General features: G+C 35.8%; 14 protein-coding genes and 1 other annotated feature. Of the genes, 13 read left to right on the forward strand and 1 reads right to left on the reverse strand.

Annotated features, from left to right (window positions below):
• The first annotated feature begins 88 nt into the window (after positions 1-88).
• The 13 genes from EKH84_RS06875 to trxA all read left to right on the forward strand — a co-directional run bounded on the left by EKH84_RS06875 (position 89) and on the right by trxA (position 14,963).
• Positions 89-1,411 carry a PAS domain-containing sensor histidine kinase gene (locus EKH84_RS06875; protein ID WP_127065723.1) on the forward strand — a complete coding sequence of 441 codons (1,323 nt, stop codon included), beginning with the start codon at positions 89-91 and terminating at the stop codon, positions 1,409-1,411.
• Positions 1,412-1,511: 100 nt separating this feature from the next.
• Positions 1,512-1,768 (forward strand) — a binding site (T-box leader).
• A gap of 156 nt (positions 1,769-1,924) precedes the next feature.
• Positions 1,925-3,421, forward strand: coding sequence for an anthranilate synthase component I (trpE, locus tag EKH84_RS06880; protein ID WP_190283517.1), 1,497 nt, complete (start codon positions 1,925-1,927; stop codon positions 3,419-3,421).
• Complete coding sequence (locus EKH84_RS06885; RefSeq protein ID WP_127065724.1) at positions 3,418-3,984, forward strand: anthranilate synthase component II; 567 nt, start codon at positions 3,418-3,420, stop codon at positions 3,982-3,984. The genes trpE and EKH84_RS06885 overlap by 4 nt, the downstream gene beginning before the upstream one ends.
• 3 nt (positions 3,985-3,987) lie before the next feature.
• Positions 3,988-5,010, forward strand: coding sequence for an anthranilate phosphoribosyltransferase (gene trpD, locus EKH84_RS06890; protein WP_127065725.1), 1,023 nt, complete (start codon positions 3,988-3,990; stop codon positions 5,008-5,010).
• Complete coding sequence (trpC, locus tag EKH84_RS06895; RefSeq protein ID WP_127065726.1) at positions 5,007-5,795, forward strand: indole-3-glycerol phosphate synthase TrpC; 789 nt, start codon at positions 5,007-5,009, stop codon at positions 5,793-5,795. Before trpD ends, trpC begins: the two co-directional genes overlap by 4 nt.
• Positions 5,796-5,827: 32 nt before the next feature.
• Positions 5,828-6,454 (forward strand): phosphoribosylanthranilate isomerase, encoded by a 627-nt coding sequence (locus EKH84_RS06900; RefSeq protein WP_127065727.1) that lies wholly within the window; start codon positions 5,828-5,830, stop codon positions 6,452-6,454.
• Positions 6,455-6,502: 48 nt separating this feature from the next.
• On the forward strand, positions 6,503-7,690 hold the full coding sequence (trpB, locus tag EKH84_RS06905; RefSeq protein ID WP_127065728.1) for a tryptophan synthase subunit beta: 1,188 nt from the start codon (positions 6,503-6,505) through the stop codon (positions 7,688-7,690).
• Positions 7,683-8,465: a tryptophan synthase subunit alpha gene (gene trpA, locus EKH84_RS06910; protein WP_127065729.1), complete on the forward strand. Its 783-nt coding sequence runs from the start codon at positions 7,683-7,685 to the stop codon at positions 8,463-8,465. The genes trpB and trpA overlap by 8 nt, the downstream gene beginning before the upstream one ends.
• Positions 8,466-8,668: 203 nt before the next feature.
• Entirely contained in the window at positions 8,669-9,466 is a 798-nt protein-coding gene (locus EKH84_RS06915; RefSeq protein WP_127065730.1) for an alpha/beta hydrolase, read from the forward strand.
• A 261-nt stretch (positions 9,467-9,727) separates the two neighbouring features.
• Positions 9,728-12,883 (forward strand): glycoside hydrolase family 9 protein, encoded by a 3,156-nt coding sequence (locus EKH84_RS06920; protein WP_127065731.1) that lies wholly within the window; start codon positions 9,728-9,730, stop codon positions 12,881-12,883.
• A 275-nt stretch (positions 12,884-13,158) separates the two neighbouring features.
• Positions 13,159-13,665 carry a stalk domain-containing protein gene (locus tag EKH84_RS06925; protein ID WP_190283518.1) on the forward strand — a complete coding sequence of 169 codons (507 nt, stop codon included), beginning with the start codon at positions 13,159-13,161 and terminating at the stop codon, positions 13,663-13,665.
• 146 nt (positions 13,666-13,811) lie between these two features.
• Positions 13,812-14,459 (forward strand): tRNA (guanosine(46)-N7)-methyltransferase TrmB, encoded by a 648-nt coding sequence (trmB, locus tag EKH84_RS06930; RefSeq protein ID WP_127065733.1) that lies wholly within the window; start codon positions 13,812-13,814, stop codon positions 14,457-14,459.
• Positions 14,460-14,645: 186 nt separating this feature from the next.
• A complete protein-coding gene (gene trxA, locus EKH84_RS06935; RefSeq protein WP_127065734.1) occupies positions 14,646-14,963 on the forward strand; it encodes a thioredoxin in 318 nt (105 codons plus the stop codon).
• An 89-nt stretch (positions 14,964-15,052) separates the two neighbouring features.
• Here trxA and EKH84_RS06940 read toward each other — a convergent pair whose 3' ends face one another.
• Complete coding sequence (locus EKH84_RS06940; protein ID WP_127065735.1) at positions 15,053-16,306, reverse strand: AI-2E family transporter; 1,254 nt, start codon at positions 16,304-16,306, stop codon at positions 15,053-15,055.
• Between the last annotated feature and the right edge of the window lie 65 nt (positions 16,307-16,371).

The following is a 16,371-nucleotide window of genomic DNA, read 5'->3' on the forward strand; positions in this document are numbered from 1 at the left end:
AGGACGATATTGTATATAATCATAGGAAAATAAAGAATTCACTGATAAAATATAGATAAACTAGGGGAAAGGGAAAAGGAGGGGTTTCGTGTTTAATATTTTTGATCAATTAAATGACCAATTGCTAATTACAGATCAGGTAGCAAAAACTCAATTTTGCAATGCACAAAAATCAATAGTACATCAACATTCATCGGAAAAACTAAAACGATACCAAGCGTTAGAACAAGAGCTTCAAACCTTCTTAAACATAGCAACAGACATACATGCTATATTAAATGAGCATTTAGAGATTATTAGTTGTAATAATGGTTTTCAGGATATCTTAGGGTGGGAAGAGTCCGAGGTGTTAAAAAAGAACTATGTGGAGTTTATTGATTCTCCTGATGCTGTTCAAATTATCACAGCCATCAATGAGTGTAAAGCAAGTGGGCAAGTAGCTACAAATATAGCAAAATGTAAGTGTAAAGATGGAAAATATAAGTGGATCGAGTGGCGTGGTAAATATATAGCTAATAAAAAAATTCATTTGCTTACAGGGAGAGATATTACCCTGCAAAAAGAACAAGAAGAAGAACGCCTAGCTAAGCGAGAAGCAGAAGAGTTAGAAATGTTAAAAGATGAATTTCTTATTAATATGTCTCATGAATTAAAGACACCTCTTAATGTCATTTATATGACATTGCAGTTAGAATCTGAAGAAATAAAGAGTGCGCTAGAAAAGAATGGGCAAGGAATAGAGTTAAATATTCTTAAACGACATGATAAAATTATTCAGCGTAATGTGTATCGGTTGTTAAGACTGATTAGAAATTTGACTGAAATAGCAAAGCTGGAATCAGATGAATATCGGTTAAATTTTATAAACTGTGATATTGTAAGTATAGTTAGGCAAATTAGCTTGGCAGTAGCAGACCATATGCAAAGTACCAAAGTTAAAATAACCTTTGACACAGATATACAAGAGTTAATAACAGCTTGTGATCCATCAGCTATTGAACAAATTATGCTTAACTTGTTATCTAATACGATAAAATATAGGAAAGATGACAGCAAAGTACGAGTAAGTTTAACAGTAAAGGATAATAAGGTAAGAGTTACAGTGAAAGATAATGGTATTGGTATTCCAAAAACAGAATTAGAGTACATATTTAAACGTTTCGCAAAGATTGATACCTCACTTAATAGAAAATGTGAGGGTAGTGGTACTGGGCTTACAGTGAGTAAATATTTGGTGGAATTGCATGAGGGAAGCATTTGGGCGAAGAGTCAACTAAATAAAGGCTCTAGCTTTATCTTTGAAATCCCTATCGTGCAGATTTCAGATGAGAAAGATATTTATTATGGAAGTACAAGTCAACAAATAGAAGAAAAATGTAACATTGAATTCTCTGATATATATGATATTTAAAGAGAAAATACATTTAATAAAAATAATATTAAAAAATAAAATAAAAAGTATTGAATTTTTTAAAAAATAAGTCTATATTAGATATTAATCAAATAGACCTTAAAAACCTATGAGGGAGAGATAAAACTAATCACGAACTTCCAGAGAGCTAGGGGTGGTGGAAACCTAGCAGTAAACGAATTAGACAAATGGACTCCTGAGGGCATAATGAAAAGAGCAAGTCTCTAAGTATCTTATGACGATGCACCTCCGTTACGGGTGAGGAATGTGATGGCATTCTGCATAAGTGCGTATGATTTTTTCATACGAAGCAAGGTGGTACCGTGGGCATAGACTAACTATACGCTCATCCTTGATGATTTTTCATCCAGGATGGGCGTTTTTTATTTGGTTTACAGGCTTACTTCTCTCTCATAAGAGGCCATTATTCCTAGTTTATATTTGATTTGATAATCAATGCAAACCCCAAAAAAAGCCAGTGATTAAGGTTATGAACGAAAAGGAGGAGTAATAATGAGCGAAACCCAATTAAAAAGACCGGACATATTTAAACCAAGTTTAGAAGAAGTAAAGGCTTTAGCCAAGAAGTATAACAAAATCCCTATTCGTTTAGAGATGTATATGGATTTTCAAACGCCTATTGCAATACTCAGTAGGATTAAGGAAGAGTATGATCGTTATTTTATGTTAGAAAGCATCGAGGGCGGCGAAAAGATTGCTAGATACACCTTTATTGGTTGCAATCCAAAAGCCAATTTTTTCGTAAAGGATGGTAAAAGCTTTTATGTGACTAGAGAGAAAGTGAGCTGTAGTGAGGAAAATCCTTTGAAGGTATTAAAGGGGATTTTAGAAGGCTATAAAGCACCAAAGCTAGAAGGTTTGCCACCTTTTACAGGCGGTGCGGTAGGCTACTTTGGCTATGAAACTGTGAAATATGTAGAGAAGCTGAAGTTAAGTAATAAAGACGAACTTCAGGCTGCTGATATGAAACTTATGTTTTTCGATGAGATCATTGCTTTTGATCACTTTAAACAAAAACTCATTCTTATTTTCAACGTAGATACTAAGAGTGGAGCTATAGAGGAAGCTTATAGTGAAGGTAAAAGAAGGTTAGAAGAATTAGCAGAGTTCATTAGTAGACCGACTAAACGTAGAAAGGTGCAATTTGAAGAAGAGTTAAGCTTTGAAAGTAACACCAGCAAAGAAGCTTTTATGAAACGTGTAGAAAAAGCCAAAGAATACATTCGCAATGGAGATATTTTTCAAGTTGTTCTCTCACAGGTTTTCAAAGCAAAACTAGAAAGTAATTTATTTGATGTTTATAGGGTACTTAGGACCATTAACCCCTCACCTTATATGTATTTAATGCAGTTCGATGATCTGCAGCTGGCAGGGGCTTCACCAGAAACCTTAGTAAAAGTGCAAGGTAGTGTAGTGACTACCATGCCTATTGCAGGAACAAGACCCAGAGGTAAGACCCCAGAAGAGGATGCATTGTTAGATGAAGAACTATTAAAAGACACTAAAGAATTAGCTGAACACAACATGTTAGTGGATTTGGCTAGAAATGATCTAGGACGCATTAGTGAATTTAATACTGTAGAAGTTATAGATTATATGGTGCTTAAAAAGTTCTCTCATGTGACTCATATCACCAGTACGGTTCAAGGAAAGCTTAAGAAAGGTTTAACAAGCATAGATGCGATTCGTTCCATCTTACCAGCAGGGACTTTGTCAGGAGCACCTAAAGTAAGGGCTATGGAGATTATTGAAGAGCTAGAAGAATCAAGAAGAGGTGTTTATGGAGGCGCTATTGGCTATATTGGCTACGATGGTAATTTAGATACATGCATTGCTATTCGTACAGTTGTGAAAAAAGACGGTTATGCTTATATTCAAGCAGGTGGTGGTATTGTACTAGATTCCATTCCAGAAAAGGAATATGAGGAAAGTGTTAATAAAGGAGCAGCCGTATTAGAAGCCATGAAGAAGGTGAGGGAGATTTTATGATTTTAATGATTGATAATTATGATAGCTTTACTTATAACCTTTATCAGCTTATAGGAAGCATGAATGAAGATATAAAAGTTTTTAGAAATGACGAGATCACGCTTTCTGAAATAGAAAAGTTAAAGCCTAGTCATTTAGTCATCTCTCCGGGACCTAAGTATCCTAAAGACGCAGGCATTTCTTTAGAGGCGATTAAGTATTTTAGTGGGAAGGTACCTATCTTAGGGGTATGTCTTGGACATCAAGCTATAGGAGAAGCTTTTGGTGGGAAGGTAATGAGAGCAAAAGAAATCTTACATGGTAAAACCAGTTATATTGAGGTGGATCAGAGCTGTAAGCTTTTTAGTGAATTACCGGAGGAGCTTCTAGTTGGTAGATATCATTCCCTTATTGTGGAGAGAAAGAGCTTGCCAAAAGAACTTGTTGTAGTAGCAGAGGATAAAGAAGGAGCTATTATGGCTCTTAAACATGAAAGTCATCCAACCTTTGGACTTCAGTTTCACCCAGAGTCCATCTTAACGCCTGAAGGTAAAAAAATAATCAAAAACTTTTTGGAGGTGTAGTTTATGAATGAAATAGCAAAAAAAGTGTTAGAAGGTAAAAACTTAAGCATCGAAGAAGCCACTTTAGCAATGGATTGGATTATGAGTGGAGAAGCTTCAGAAGCACAAATAGGAAGCTATTTAACTGCTCTTCGTATGAAAGGAGAAACCATAGAAGAGATTACAGGCAGTGCCAAAGGTATGAGAGAAAAGTGTTTGCAGCTGAAGGGAGAAGGTAATCTTATTGATATTGTAGGGACAGGAGGAGATTGTACAAATACCTTTAATGTGTCTACGGTAGCTTCCTTAGTGGTAGCAGCAGCAGGTATTCAGGTAGCTAAGCATGGAAATCGCAGTGTTTCTAGTAAATGTGGTAGTGCAGATGTACTAGAAGCCTTAGGCGTGAAATTAGACTTAACCAAAGAACAAAATGAAGAGGTATTAAAAGAAATAGGTATTTGTTTCATGTTTGCACCAGTTTATCACAGTGCCATGAAGTATGTGGCTAAGACCCGGAAGGATTTAGGGGTTAGAACAATCTTCAATATCTTAGGGCCTTTAGCTAATCCGGCTTATGCCAATCTTCAAGTGATGGGGGTTTATGATGAGGCTTTAGTAGAACCTATGGCAAAGGTGCTATTTAACCTAGGAGTGAAAAGAGCTATGGTAGTTCATGGTGAAGATGGGGTAGATGAAGTCTCTATTAGCGGTAAGACTAAGGTGTGTGAAGTAAGAGAGGGGAAGCTTACATGCTATAGCATTGACCCAATAAGTCTAGGGCTTAGCGTAGCACCTTTAAGTGAAGTAACAGGGGGCGGGGCAGAGGAAAATAAGGCAATTGCCCTTAGTATTTTAAAGGGTGAAAAGGGACCCAAAAGAGATATGGTTGCTTTAAATGCAGGTGTGGCACTTTATACTGCTTTAGAAAATCAAGATTTGAAAAGCTGCATTAGCTTAGCAGAGGAGCTTATTGATAGTGGCAAGGCTATGGAGAAATTAGAAGCTTTCATTAAAGCAACACAAAGCTTCGTGAAGGAGGCCATATGATACTAGATCAAATTATAGCGGATAGAAAAAGGGCAGTAGCAGCACTTAAAGAACGCTATTCTACTTCGCAGTTAATGGGGGATATAGAGTTTCAAAACTTTGCTACTTTGGATTTTAAGAAAGCACTAAAAAGAGAAGATGAAAGGTCCATCCATATTATTGCTGAAGTAAAAAAAGCCTCTCCTTCTAAAGGTTTAATATGTCAGGAGTTTGATTATCTAACTATTGCTAAAGACTATGAAATAGGAGGTGCATCTGCTATATCAGTACTCACTGAGCCTAAGTATTTTCAGGGAGATAATCGTTATTTGACAACTATTAAGGAAAAGGTGAGACTTCCTATTCTTAGAAAAGATTTCATTATTGATGAGTGGCAAATCTATGAAGCAAAATCAATAGGAGCAGATGCTATCTTACTTATTGTAGCTGCTTTATCTGAAACTCAGCTTAGGAGTTATTTAAGCTTAGCTAAGAGTTTGAATTTACAAACACTCGTAGAAACCCATGATGAAAGGGAAGTAGATATAGCGTTAGTAGCCGGGGCAGAGATAATAGGGGTTAATAATAGAAACTTACGGACCTTTGAAGTAAGTTTAGAAACCTCTATTAAGCTAAGAGCTTTAGTACCTAAAGACAAAGTATTTGTAGCTGAAAGTGGCATTCATACAACTCAGGATATGGCTTTATTAAAAGAAATAGGCTGTGATGCAGCATTAATAGGAGAAAGTTTGATGACTGCGCCTAATAGAGTGGAGAAACTACAGCTATTTAAAGGAGCTTATTAGACACAACGAGAGAAACAAGAGGGGATAGAAATGTGAGTAAAATTAAAATTTGTGGATTAAAGTCTGAAAATGATGTAAAAATTGTGAATAAGTATGGGCCTGATTATGTGGGATTTATTTTGGCTCCTAGCAAAAGGCGGGTTAATTACGAGGTAGCTAAGAAGCTAAAAGCATTACTCAATCCTTCGATTTTGGCTGTTGGAGTTTTTGTGAATGAAAGCCTTGAGGTAATAGGTCAGTATGCCGAGGATAAGGTTATTGATGTCATTCAGCTTCATGGAGACGAGTCCTTAGAAATGATCAAGGAACTAAAGCAGCAAGTGAGTATCCCCGTGATTAAGGCTATGAGAATTAAGGATGAAAAGCAATTAAAGCATTTGTTACCTTTTATTCAAGAAGTGACGGCAGATTATCTACTTTTTGATACGTATCAGGAAGGACTTTATGGCGGTAGTGGCAAGAGCTTCGATTGGAAGTTATTGGAGGTAGTTGAAAGGTCTTACTTCTTAGCTGGAGGGATAGGACTTCATAATATAGAAGAAGCTTGTAAATGGAAACCGTTTGCCATTGATGTCAGCAGTGGTGTAGAAACTAATGGGGTAAAAGATGCTATAAAAGTGAGTGAATTGATACAAAAATATAGAGCTTATGAAGCGTAATGAAAGAAATTAAAAAATAAAATAAGAATCAAATGGGGTGAGAATGATATGAAAGAAACAGGTAGATATGGCATTTACGGAGGACAATATATCCCAGAGACATTGATGAGTGCTGTGAAGGAATTAGAGGAAGCTTATGCCTATTATAAAGAAGATGAAGCTTTTAATAGAGAGCTAGAGGAACTTTTTGCAAAGTATACGGGTAGACCTTCTTTACTTTATTATGCAGAGAAGATGACAAAGGACTTAGGTGGTGCTAAGATTTATTTAAAGAGAGAGGACCTCAATCATACAGGGTCTCATAAAATTAATAATGTGTTAGGCCAAGTGTTATTAGCAAAACGTATGGGTAAAAAACGTATTATTGCAGAAACAGGCGCAGGTCAACATGGCGTAGCCACAGCCACAGCAGCAGCACTTATGGGAATGAGTTGTGAGGTGTTTATGGGGGAAGAAGATACCATTAGACAGGCACTTAATGTATTTCGTATGGAGCTTCTAGGTGCTAAGGTAACACCGGTTTTAACGGGCACTAGAACCTTAAAAGATGCAGTTAATGCAGCACTTCAAGATTGGACCAGGACAGTAGAAGATACCTTTTATTGTATTGGTTCTGTTATGGGGCCTCATCCTTATCCAGAAATGGTAAGAGATTTTCAAAGTATTATAGGTAAAGAAATGAAGAGTCAGATGCTAGAAGCAGAAGGCAAATTACCAGATGTGGTGATTGCTTGTGTAGGTGGAGGCAGTAATGCAATGGGCGCTTTTTATGAATTTATTCCCAATAAAGAAGTAAAACTTATAGGTGTAGAAGCAGCAGGGCATGGTATTCATACCACAGAACATGCAGCTACCTTAAGTAAGGGTGAAGTAGGCATTTTTCATGGCATGAAATCTTATTTCTTACAAACAGAGGAAGGCAGTATTGCACCTGTGTATTCCATTTCAGCAGGACTTGATTATCCAGGGATTGGACCAGAGCATGCTTATCTTTTTGATACTGGAAGAGCTTCCTATGTTCCTGCCACTGATGAAGAAGCAGTAGCTGCTTTTGAATATCTTTCAAAAACAGAGGGTATTATTCCGGCTATTGAAAGCTCTCATGCTATAGCTTATGCCATGAAAATAGCAGGTACCATGAGCAAGGATCAAACCATTGTAGTCAATGTTTCAGGAAGAGGCGACAAGGATGTAGCCGCTATTGCTAGATATAAGGGGGTAGATGTACATGAGTAATATACAAGCTGCATTTGATAAAAAGCATGAAGAAGGAAAAAAGGCTTTTATTCCTTTTATTACAGCAGGTGACCCACATATAGAAGCAACAGAGGCATTTATCTATGCCTTAGAGAAAGCAGGAAGTACCCTTATTGAGCTTGGTATTCCTTTTTCAGATCCAGTAGCAGATGGTCCAGTCATTCAAAGAGCTAATTTAAGGGCTATGGCAAAGGGTTTTAGTTTAGAAGCTGTTTTTGAACTAGTAGAAAGAGTAAGAGAAAAAACGAAGATTCCACTGGTATTTTTAATGTATGCGAATACCATTCATCACTACGGAATAGAGAGCTTCTTTAAGAGATGTCAGGAAGTAGGCGTGGATGGCATTATTATTCCAGATGTGCCTTTAGAAGAAAAGGAAGAGTTTAATAGCTATGCAAAAGCAAACGGAGTAGATTTAATCGCTTTAGTGGCACCTACTTCGGGAGAACGTATAAAGGCCATATGTGAAACGGCTACAGGTTTCTTATACTGTGTTTCTTCTCTGGGTGTAACAGGTACGAGAGAAAGCATAGAAACTGATTTAGGAAGCTTTTTTGAAAATATTAAAGAGCACTGCACTATACCAACTGCCTTAGGTTTTGGCATCTCTACCAAAGAACAAGCGACTTTATTAAAAGACTATGCTGATGGCATTATTGTAGGTAGTGCCATTGTAAAAATAGTTGAAGCATATGGAGAAGCAGCAGCGCCTTATTTAATGCAATTTGCAGGTGACATTATAAAAAGTATATAGCTGATGAGCTGATAGATCTATGGGACTGTCCCACTAAAAGCATATTCCTTATTAATATATCATTTGTTGGGCTAAATCAAATGAAATGGCCTTAATGAATAATCACTATAAGCCGAAATGCTTAATAAGACAGTCCTATATCCATGTGCTACCATAGATAAAAGATTAGCCTTATAAAATTCACGAATGAGAGGAGTAAGATTGTGGCATTACTACAAGTCAACTTTTTTTCAAACTCACTTATGAGGAGTAATACAATTCATGTCATTTTACCTAATGATGTACCATCAGGAATGATACAGGGTAATAAGCATTATGAAAGAGCAACTAAAACCTTGTATTTACTTCATGGCTTTTCAGGGAACACTGTAGATTGGATGTTGGGAAGTCTGGCCCAGGAGATGGCAATCAAATATAACCTTGCAATAGTCATGCCCTCTGGAGAAAATAGCTTTTATTTAGATGGAAAAGGAACAGGAAGGGCCTATGGACAGTTTACAGGTCAAGAATTAGTGACCTATATTAGAAAAACTTTTGGGCTATCTAATCAAAAGGAAGATACCTTTATTGGTGGTTTATCTATGGGGGGCTTTGGTGCAATCCATACAGGGCTTCAATATCCAGAGAACTTTGGAAAGATGTTTGGTTTATCATCAGCTCTCATCATACATAATATTAAAAATAAAAAAGAAGGTTTTAGAGATGCTAAAGCTGATTATGATTATTATGTAAATACTTTTGGAGATTTAAATCAGTTAGAAAGAAGTGTAAATAATCCAGAATATCTAGTGAAGGAAAGAAAGAAAAAGGGAGAAATGATTCAACCTATCTTTATGGCTTGTGGAACAGAAGACTTTTTAATAAGAGAAAACAGAGCTTTTCATCATTTCTTAAAAGCAGAAGGGGTGAATGTAACTTATAAAGAAAGCCAAGGTGTGCATGACTGGAAGTTCTGGAATGAGTACTTAGAGATAGCAATCTTGTGGATGCTGGGAGAATAAAGGATAATATTTAGAGTAGTAATGAGATTTGGAATGAAGATTAGGGATAGATTAAATGAATGAGAGAGTAGAAGTAGTATAACTAAAGGTCATCGAGAGGCATATTTCTCAGAGACCTTTTAGTTATACTACTTTTTTATTTTACAAACTTACACAATAAGTGTAGATATTTTACATAGTATACAAAATATATTTACAGTAAAGGTAGCAGTGATAGGATTAAAGTACAAAATATTTAGAAAATACAAAGGAGGGAGTTTTATGAACAAAAGGTATAAAAAAATTATGGTCAGCTTAATGGCAACTTCTATGGTACTCAATCTAGGTGTTAGTATGCCTATTATTGCAGGCCCTGTAGAACCACCCTTTAACTATGCTGAAGCTTTCCAAAAATCCATGTATTTCTATGATGCAAACAAATGTGGGTCCGGTGTAGGTGAAGGGGAATTAACTTGGCGTGGAGATTGTCATACAGAGGACAAGTTTGTTCCCTTAGTACCCAAAGATGATGTGACAGGCATGGGAACTAATCTATCAGCCAGTTTCATTAAACAAAATAAGGAGGCTTTAGATCCTGATGGAGATGGCACTGTAGACCTAAGTGGTGGTTTTCATGATGCAGGAGATCATGTAAAATTTGGATTACCTCAAAGTTATTCTGGCTCTACATTAGGGTGGGGGTACTATGAATTTAAAGAGTCTTATGTAGCAATTGGAGAGAAGGAGCATATTGAAAGTATTTTAAGATGGTTTAATGATTATTTTATGCGTTGTACCTTTAAAAATAGTGAGGGTGAAGTTGTTGCTTTTGCTTATCAAGTAGGAGATGGTACAACAGACCATAATTATTGGGGACCACCTGAACTTCAAAAAACAGCCAGACCGGCCTTTTTTGCATCAGCACAGACACCTGCTAGTGACCAATGTGCAGGAGCAGCAGCTTCACTTGCTATTAACTACTTAAACTTTAAGGATTCTGACCCTGTTTATGCAGAGAAAAGCTTAGAAACAGCCGAGGCACTCTATGAATTTGCAAAAGAAAATAGAGGACTTGGTTTTTCAGGAGGATTTTATAATTCAAGCTATGATGAGGATGAGATGTCTTGGGCAGCTGTATGGCTAAGCATTGCTACGGGAGATAAATCTTATCTTACGGATATTACAGCTGTAGATGCAAATGGCGCTTATACAGGCTATATGAGTCGTATTATTAGTACAACCTCAAGTACTTGGCAAAATATTTGGGTACATTCGTGGGATACGGTTTGGGGAGGTGTGTTTGCTAAATTAGCACCACTTACCAATAATCCTGAGCATTGGTACTTTTTTAGATGGAATATTGAATACTGGTCAGGTGTGCCACATGAAAATCCTAATGATACCACTTACATGGCAAGTACACCAGCAGGCTATAAGGTAGTAAGCACTTGGGGATCTGCAAGGTATGAAACAACAGCTCAACTATGTGCACTTGTTTATAATAAGTATAAAGCCAATAGTGATTTTACTAAGTGGTGTAAATCACAAATGGACTATTTATTAGGAGATAATCCGATGAACCGCTGTTATGAAGTAGGATACTCTGATATCTCTGCTATTTATCCACACCACCGCGCAGCACATGGTTCATTAACCAATAGTATGCTTGAGCCCGTAGTAGAGAGACATACACTTTGGGGTGCTTTAGTAGGTGGACCAGATGGAGAAGATTATCATAAAGATGATATTACAGACTATGTCTATAATGAAGTGGCAATCGATTATAATGCAGGTTTTGTAGGTGCCCTTGCCGGACTTTATGAGCTTTATGGAAAAGGACAAGCACCTCTAGAAAACTTTCCACCGGAGGAAAAAGATGAACGTCCATTTTATGCTACAGCAAAGATTGAACAAGAAAATAGTGAGCGTTCTCAAATAACAGTGAAAATTCATAATGATACCAGCTGCCCACCAAGTTTTGAAAGTGGACTAAAAGCTAGGTATTTCTTTGATATTTCTGAGATGGTAGAGGCAGGGCAAAGTTTAAAAGAATTATCAGTGCAAGTAATGTATGACCAAGCAAGTATTGTGGATGGTGTTAAAACCAATATCAATGGACCTTTTATGTGGGATGAGGAAAAAAATATTGCTTATATAGAATTAGACTGGTCTCAAAATAGTTTTCATGGTAATCGTGAAATTCATTTTGGCCTTGTGCCAGCTCAAGATAGTCAGTATAAGGTACATTGGGATTTTACAAATGACTGGAGTCATGAAGGTTTAACAAAGGTAGAAGTACTTACAGAGTATGTGCCTGTTTATTTAAATGGTGAGAAAGTATTTGGCAAAGAGCCTACAAGTTATAATGTGAGTATTAATACACCTGTTGAAGGTAGTACAATAAGCTACATAGAAGGAGAAAAGCCTATTACATTAGAAGCAATTGTTGGTGCTGGAGAAGAATCTGTTACAAGTATTGCTTATTATGCAGATGGTATTCAAATTGGAGAAGTTCAAAATGCACCATATACTTTTGATTATGTGGCAGATAATATCTCTAACGTTGAACAAAGGAAAATTGCTTTTAGTGCAAAAGCTCATTTGGCAAATGGTACAACAATCACAAGTAAGCCTGTTACTATAACTGTTGTATATCGCATGCCAGAAGCCCTTGTTGTAAAACTTATAGAGCCTGCAGAAGGAAGTATAGTGGATGCTACTAAAGGAAGTGTAAGTATACCAGTGACAGCCGTTAGTGAAAATGAAGCTGTGACGAAGATTGCTATTTATGCTAATAATGAAAAGCTAGGAGAAGGCAGTGGACTAACCTATACAACGCTTTATAATACGCCATCTAAAGGCGGAGCTAGTGGTAACTTAACAGTAACATTTAAAGCAGTTGCTACCTTAGCAAATGGAGAGGAAAAAGAAGGTAAGCCTGTAACAATGCAAATTAAATTACCAGTAGTGGTAAGTGACTTAGAAGGTTTTAGTTTTAAAATGCAAGGAAGTGAGTCAATTACTAGCAACACAATAGGTCGAAAAATAATAATGAAAAATACAGAAGGTGAGTCAGTTGATTTAGCGGCTTTAAGTGTACGTTACTATTTCACTAAAGAGGGGAATGTGGGGCAAACCTATTTCTGTGACCATGCAAGCATGACCTTTAATAAAGCACCTTGGTATGCAGCGTTAACAAGTGATATAACTTATAAAGTTGTTAACTTAGATACACCTGTTAATGGTGCTGACACGTATTTAGAGCTAACTTTCGAAAAGGTTGGATATGACCTAGAAGTAGGAGATACTCTGGAAATAGAAGGGCGATTAACAAATACGAATTGGTCAAACTTTGACCAAAGTAATGATTACTCTTACAGTAATGGGGCTGTTGTACTTTACAATGATGCAGTCGTAAGTGGTACAATGCCACAGTAAAGGTGAAAGAGTAAAATGCACTAAGACTATCACACGATTACGATATTGTGTGATAGTTTTTTTCTTATTTGATACAAAAGCTCATGGAAAAAGAGAGAGACAGCAGAAAGGCAAGTAGATAGGATATTCATGAAAACTGTTAATTGTTATTAACAGAATATTTAGTGTATGATAAAATAAAAAAGTACAGGCTAATAATAAAATGCTTTATTATTAATTTTTTAGTGATCGGAAGAAAAAGGACATCTATGATTTATATTAAAGGGGGAAAAAGCATGCGGTTAAAAAAGTTAGGTGTAATTTTATTGGGAGTAACATTATTTCAAGGAACGATTCTAGGGGCAGAAGAGAAGGAATACAAACTAAGCGAAGCAGTACAAAAAATAATGAGTACAGAAAAGAAGCAAGTATCAGACGCAAGTAAAATGACTTTTCCAGAGGTGGATTTCTATTTAGGAAATAAAAAAATAGAGTTAAGCGCACCTATTATGAGTGTAGAAGGAAAGACCTTTTTACCGGTTCGTGCATTAGGAAATGCATTGGGTATTAGTGTATCATATGCTCCGCAGCATAAGGTGGCTTATATTGATTCAGGCGCTGTGACCTTAGAGCTTCCCTTATATTACAATAAGGCAGTTAAAAATGGCGAAACCGTATTAACAATAGAGGGAGCTAAAGTAGAACTTTATAAAGGCTCAGCGTATTTACCTATACGTTTTGTAGGTGAAAATTTAGGATATAAAGTAAGCTATCAAGAGGGGAAAATTACTTTCACTAAATGAGAGAGTTCAAAAGAGATGTTCCTCAGAGACCTACCAAATTTAGATATATTGCTTTTAAGTCATGGACTTATTATAATAGTTAAGTATGACAAAAACGAAAAATCATGATACTGGTGAGTTTCATATAGAAGAGGAAGGAATAACCCATGCGCTTAAGAAGAGATAATAGAGCACCTGAGTATTTAGCACAAGATGAAAGAGTTGTATTAAATCCTGAAAGCTTTAGAGGAAAATGGCATGAAGTATTTGGCAATAATAACCCTATTCATGTTGAATTTGGATGTGGAAAAGGCGGTTTTATTACAGAACTAGCCAAAAGAAATCCACACATTAATTATATTGCAGCTGAAAGAGCAGAGACAGTCGTGTATAAAGCATGTAAAAAAGCAAATTTATCAGAAGAAACCCCAAGTAATTTAAGATTCTTATATTTTGATGTTAGTAATTGTAAAGAAATTTTTGAAATAGGAGAGGTAGAACGTCTATACCTTAATTTCTCTGATCCATGGCCAAAAACAAGACATGCTAATAGAAGGTTAACTTACAGAGGTTTTCTCGAAAAATATGCTGATATTCTAAAAAAAGAGGGAGAAATCCACTTTAAAACAGATAACAAAGGCCTTTTTGCTTTTTCAATCGAAGAATTTTCAGTTAGTGGCTGGCTTATGAAAAATGTAACTTTGGACCTTCATAACAGTGGCATGGAAGATAACATTATGACAGAATACGAAAAAAAATTCTCAGAGCTAGGCTTCACGATTAACCGCCTAGAAGCAGTTAATCCACGTCAGTAATCAATTATAATGACGATATATTAAAAAAGTTTTTTTCTCCTCTCATGCATAGAATATGAAAAGTAAGATATACTAACTAAGAATAATTATATGTTGCATTTAATGACAAGATATAATAAACTAACCTTATATTATAGTATAAAAATCAACTAGACATATATATACGTCTATAAGGAGGAAATAAATATGGCATATAAATTTACAGATGATAATTTTAAAACAGATGCACTTGAATCTTCAATTCCAGTAGTAGTAGATTTCTACGCTGATTGGTGTGGACCATGTAAAATGATGGCTCCAGTTATTGATGAGTTAGCAGGCGATTATGAAGGAAAAGTACGTATTGGGAAAGTGAATACAGATGAAAATCGTGGAACTGCTTCTAAATACAATATTATGAGCATTCCAACGATTCTTTTCATTAAAAATGGTGAAGTAGTAGATCAAGTAGTAGGTGCTGTTCCAAAAACAGTTTTAGAACAAAAAATCAATAGTATGCTTTAAAATAAATAGCATAGTAAATAAAACGCTGATGTTCCTTATGTAAGGAAATCAGCGTTTTTATTTATTATATTTTATTTGCTTAGTTTCATCTATTTAGTTTTATTTTTACCTACTTTTACAGGCTTCTCCTCAGAAGGCAATGGAGTATCTACAGGAATGGGGTCTAGATGAACATCCTTCTGGCTTAATACACGGTCCATATAGCGATTAAGGTTCTTAAGGAGTACAGCGATAATAGGAGAAGCGAAGAACATACCTAGAGGGCCCCAAAGTGCACCACCTATTAAGATACCTGAGATAATCCAAAATGGACTTAGTCCGATAGAATCGCCTAAGATTTTTGGACCTAATACAAGTCCGTCAAATTGTTGAAGAAGGAAAATAAAAATACCGACGACAACAGCTGGCATAAAACCAGTAAAAAGTGTAATGATAACAGCAGGAATAGCGCCTAATAGTGGTCCAAAGTAAGGAATCATATTAAGTACACCTACAATGAAGGACAATAGAATCGCATAAGGATTATCTAGAATAGATAGGCCTACAAAACAAATGGCACCAATAATAAAGGAATCGATAAATTTACCTACAAAGAATTTAATAAAGATTTCATGTCCTTCTGAAAAGACAGCAATAAGTTTATCAGCTTTTTGACGGCTAAGAAGAGTATAGCATAGACGTTTAGTACCATAAGAAAATGACTCTTTTTGCATAAGTACATAAAAAGCGATCACAAGTCCCATAACCCAGTTAAATAAGGAAGAAACAATGCTCATAGCTTGTCCCATTAAATTACTTACGATATTTCCAAGAAAGTCAGTGTTAAGGTATTTAGCAGGATCAATCATCGTAAAAACTTGAGAAGTATCTAACTGATAAGGTAAGCCAGAGATACTTTGATTAACGGATTTTTCAAGGGCATTAATTTTCTCTTCTAAGTTATTAGCATAATCAGGTAAGGCCACAGAAAGATCTTTAATATTTTCTGTGATTTGTGGCACAAGATAACGGAACATAAGGATAACAGTACCTATAATACAAATGTAAACAGCCACAATTGAAATGCTACGAATGGCTTTTTTCTGATTCACAGTAGAAGGTTTAAACCATTTAATAAAATAATTTTCAAAGAAAATCATTATAGGATTAAATAAATAAGCAATGAGTAATCCATATAAGATTGGGGCGATAATACTAATAATTCCTTTAAAGAAAGCTAAAATCGAGGGTGCAATATTATCTGTATTAGAAGAAATACGATAAAAAAGAATAGACACCACTACGACCATAATAGCGTATAAAGAAACTTTTAAATAAGAATTGTTTTTCCAAAAGTTTTTCATGACTATACCTCCGCAGATAATGGTTCAATTTTAGCATACTATAGATTTAAAAAGAACATATAAAG

This window comes from Cellulosilyticum sp. WCF-2, from assembly GCF_003990395.1.
In the GTDB taxonomy this organism is placed as follows: Bacteria; Bacillota; Clostridia; order Lachnospirales; family Cellulosilyticaceae; genus Cellulosilyticum; species Cellulosilyticum lentocellum.

Excerpts from the sequence above, each read along its gene's own strand:
- trpE (WP_190283517.1), top strand. The coding sequence starts at position 1,925 with ATGAGCGAAACCCAATTAAAAAGACCGGACATATTTAAACCAAGTTTA.
- EKH84_RS06885 (WP_127065724.1), top strand. The coding sequence starts at position 3,418 with ATGATTTTAATGATTGATAATTATGATAGCTTTACTTATAACCTTTAT.
- trpD (WP_127065725.1), top strand. The coding sequence starts at position 3,988 with ATGAATGAAATAGCAAAAAAAGTGTTAGAAGGTAAAAACTTAAGCATC.
- trpC (WP_127065726.1), top strand. The coding sequence starts at position 5,007 with ATGATACTAGATCAAATTATAGCGGATAGAAAAAGGGCAGTAGCAGCA.
- trpB (WP_127065728.1), top strand. The coding sequence starts at position 6,503 with ATGAAAGAAACAGGTAGATATGGCATTTACGGAGGACAATATATCCCA.
- trpA (WP_127065729.1), top strand. The coding sequence starts at position 7,683 with ATGAGTAATATACAAGCTGCATTTGATAAAAAGCATGAAGAAGGAAAA.
- EKH84_RS06920 (WP_127065731.1), top strand. The coding sequence starts at position 9,728 with ATGAACAAAAGGTATAAAAAAATTATGGTCAGCTTAATGGCAACTTCT.
- EKH84_RS06925 (WP_190283518.1), top strand. The coding sequence starts at position 13,159 with ATGCGGTTAAAAAAGTTAGGTGTAATTTTATTGGGAGTAACATTATTT.
- trmB (WP_127065733.1), top strand. The coding sequence starts at position 13,812 with ATGCGCTTAAGAAGAGATAATAGAGCACCTGAGTATTTAGCACAAGAT.
- trxA (WP_127065734.1), top strand. The coding sequence starts at position 14,646 with ATGGCATATAAATTTACAGATGATAATTTTAAAACAGATGCACTTGAA.
- EKH84_RS06940 (WP_127065735.1), bottom strand. The coding sequence starts at position 16,306 with ATGAAAAACTTTTGGAAAAACAATTCTTATTTAAAAGTTTCTTTATAC.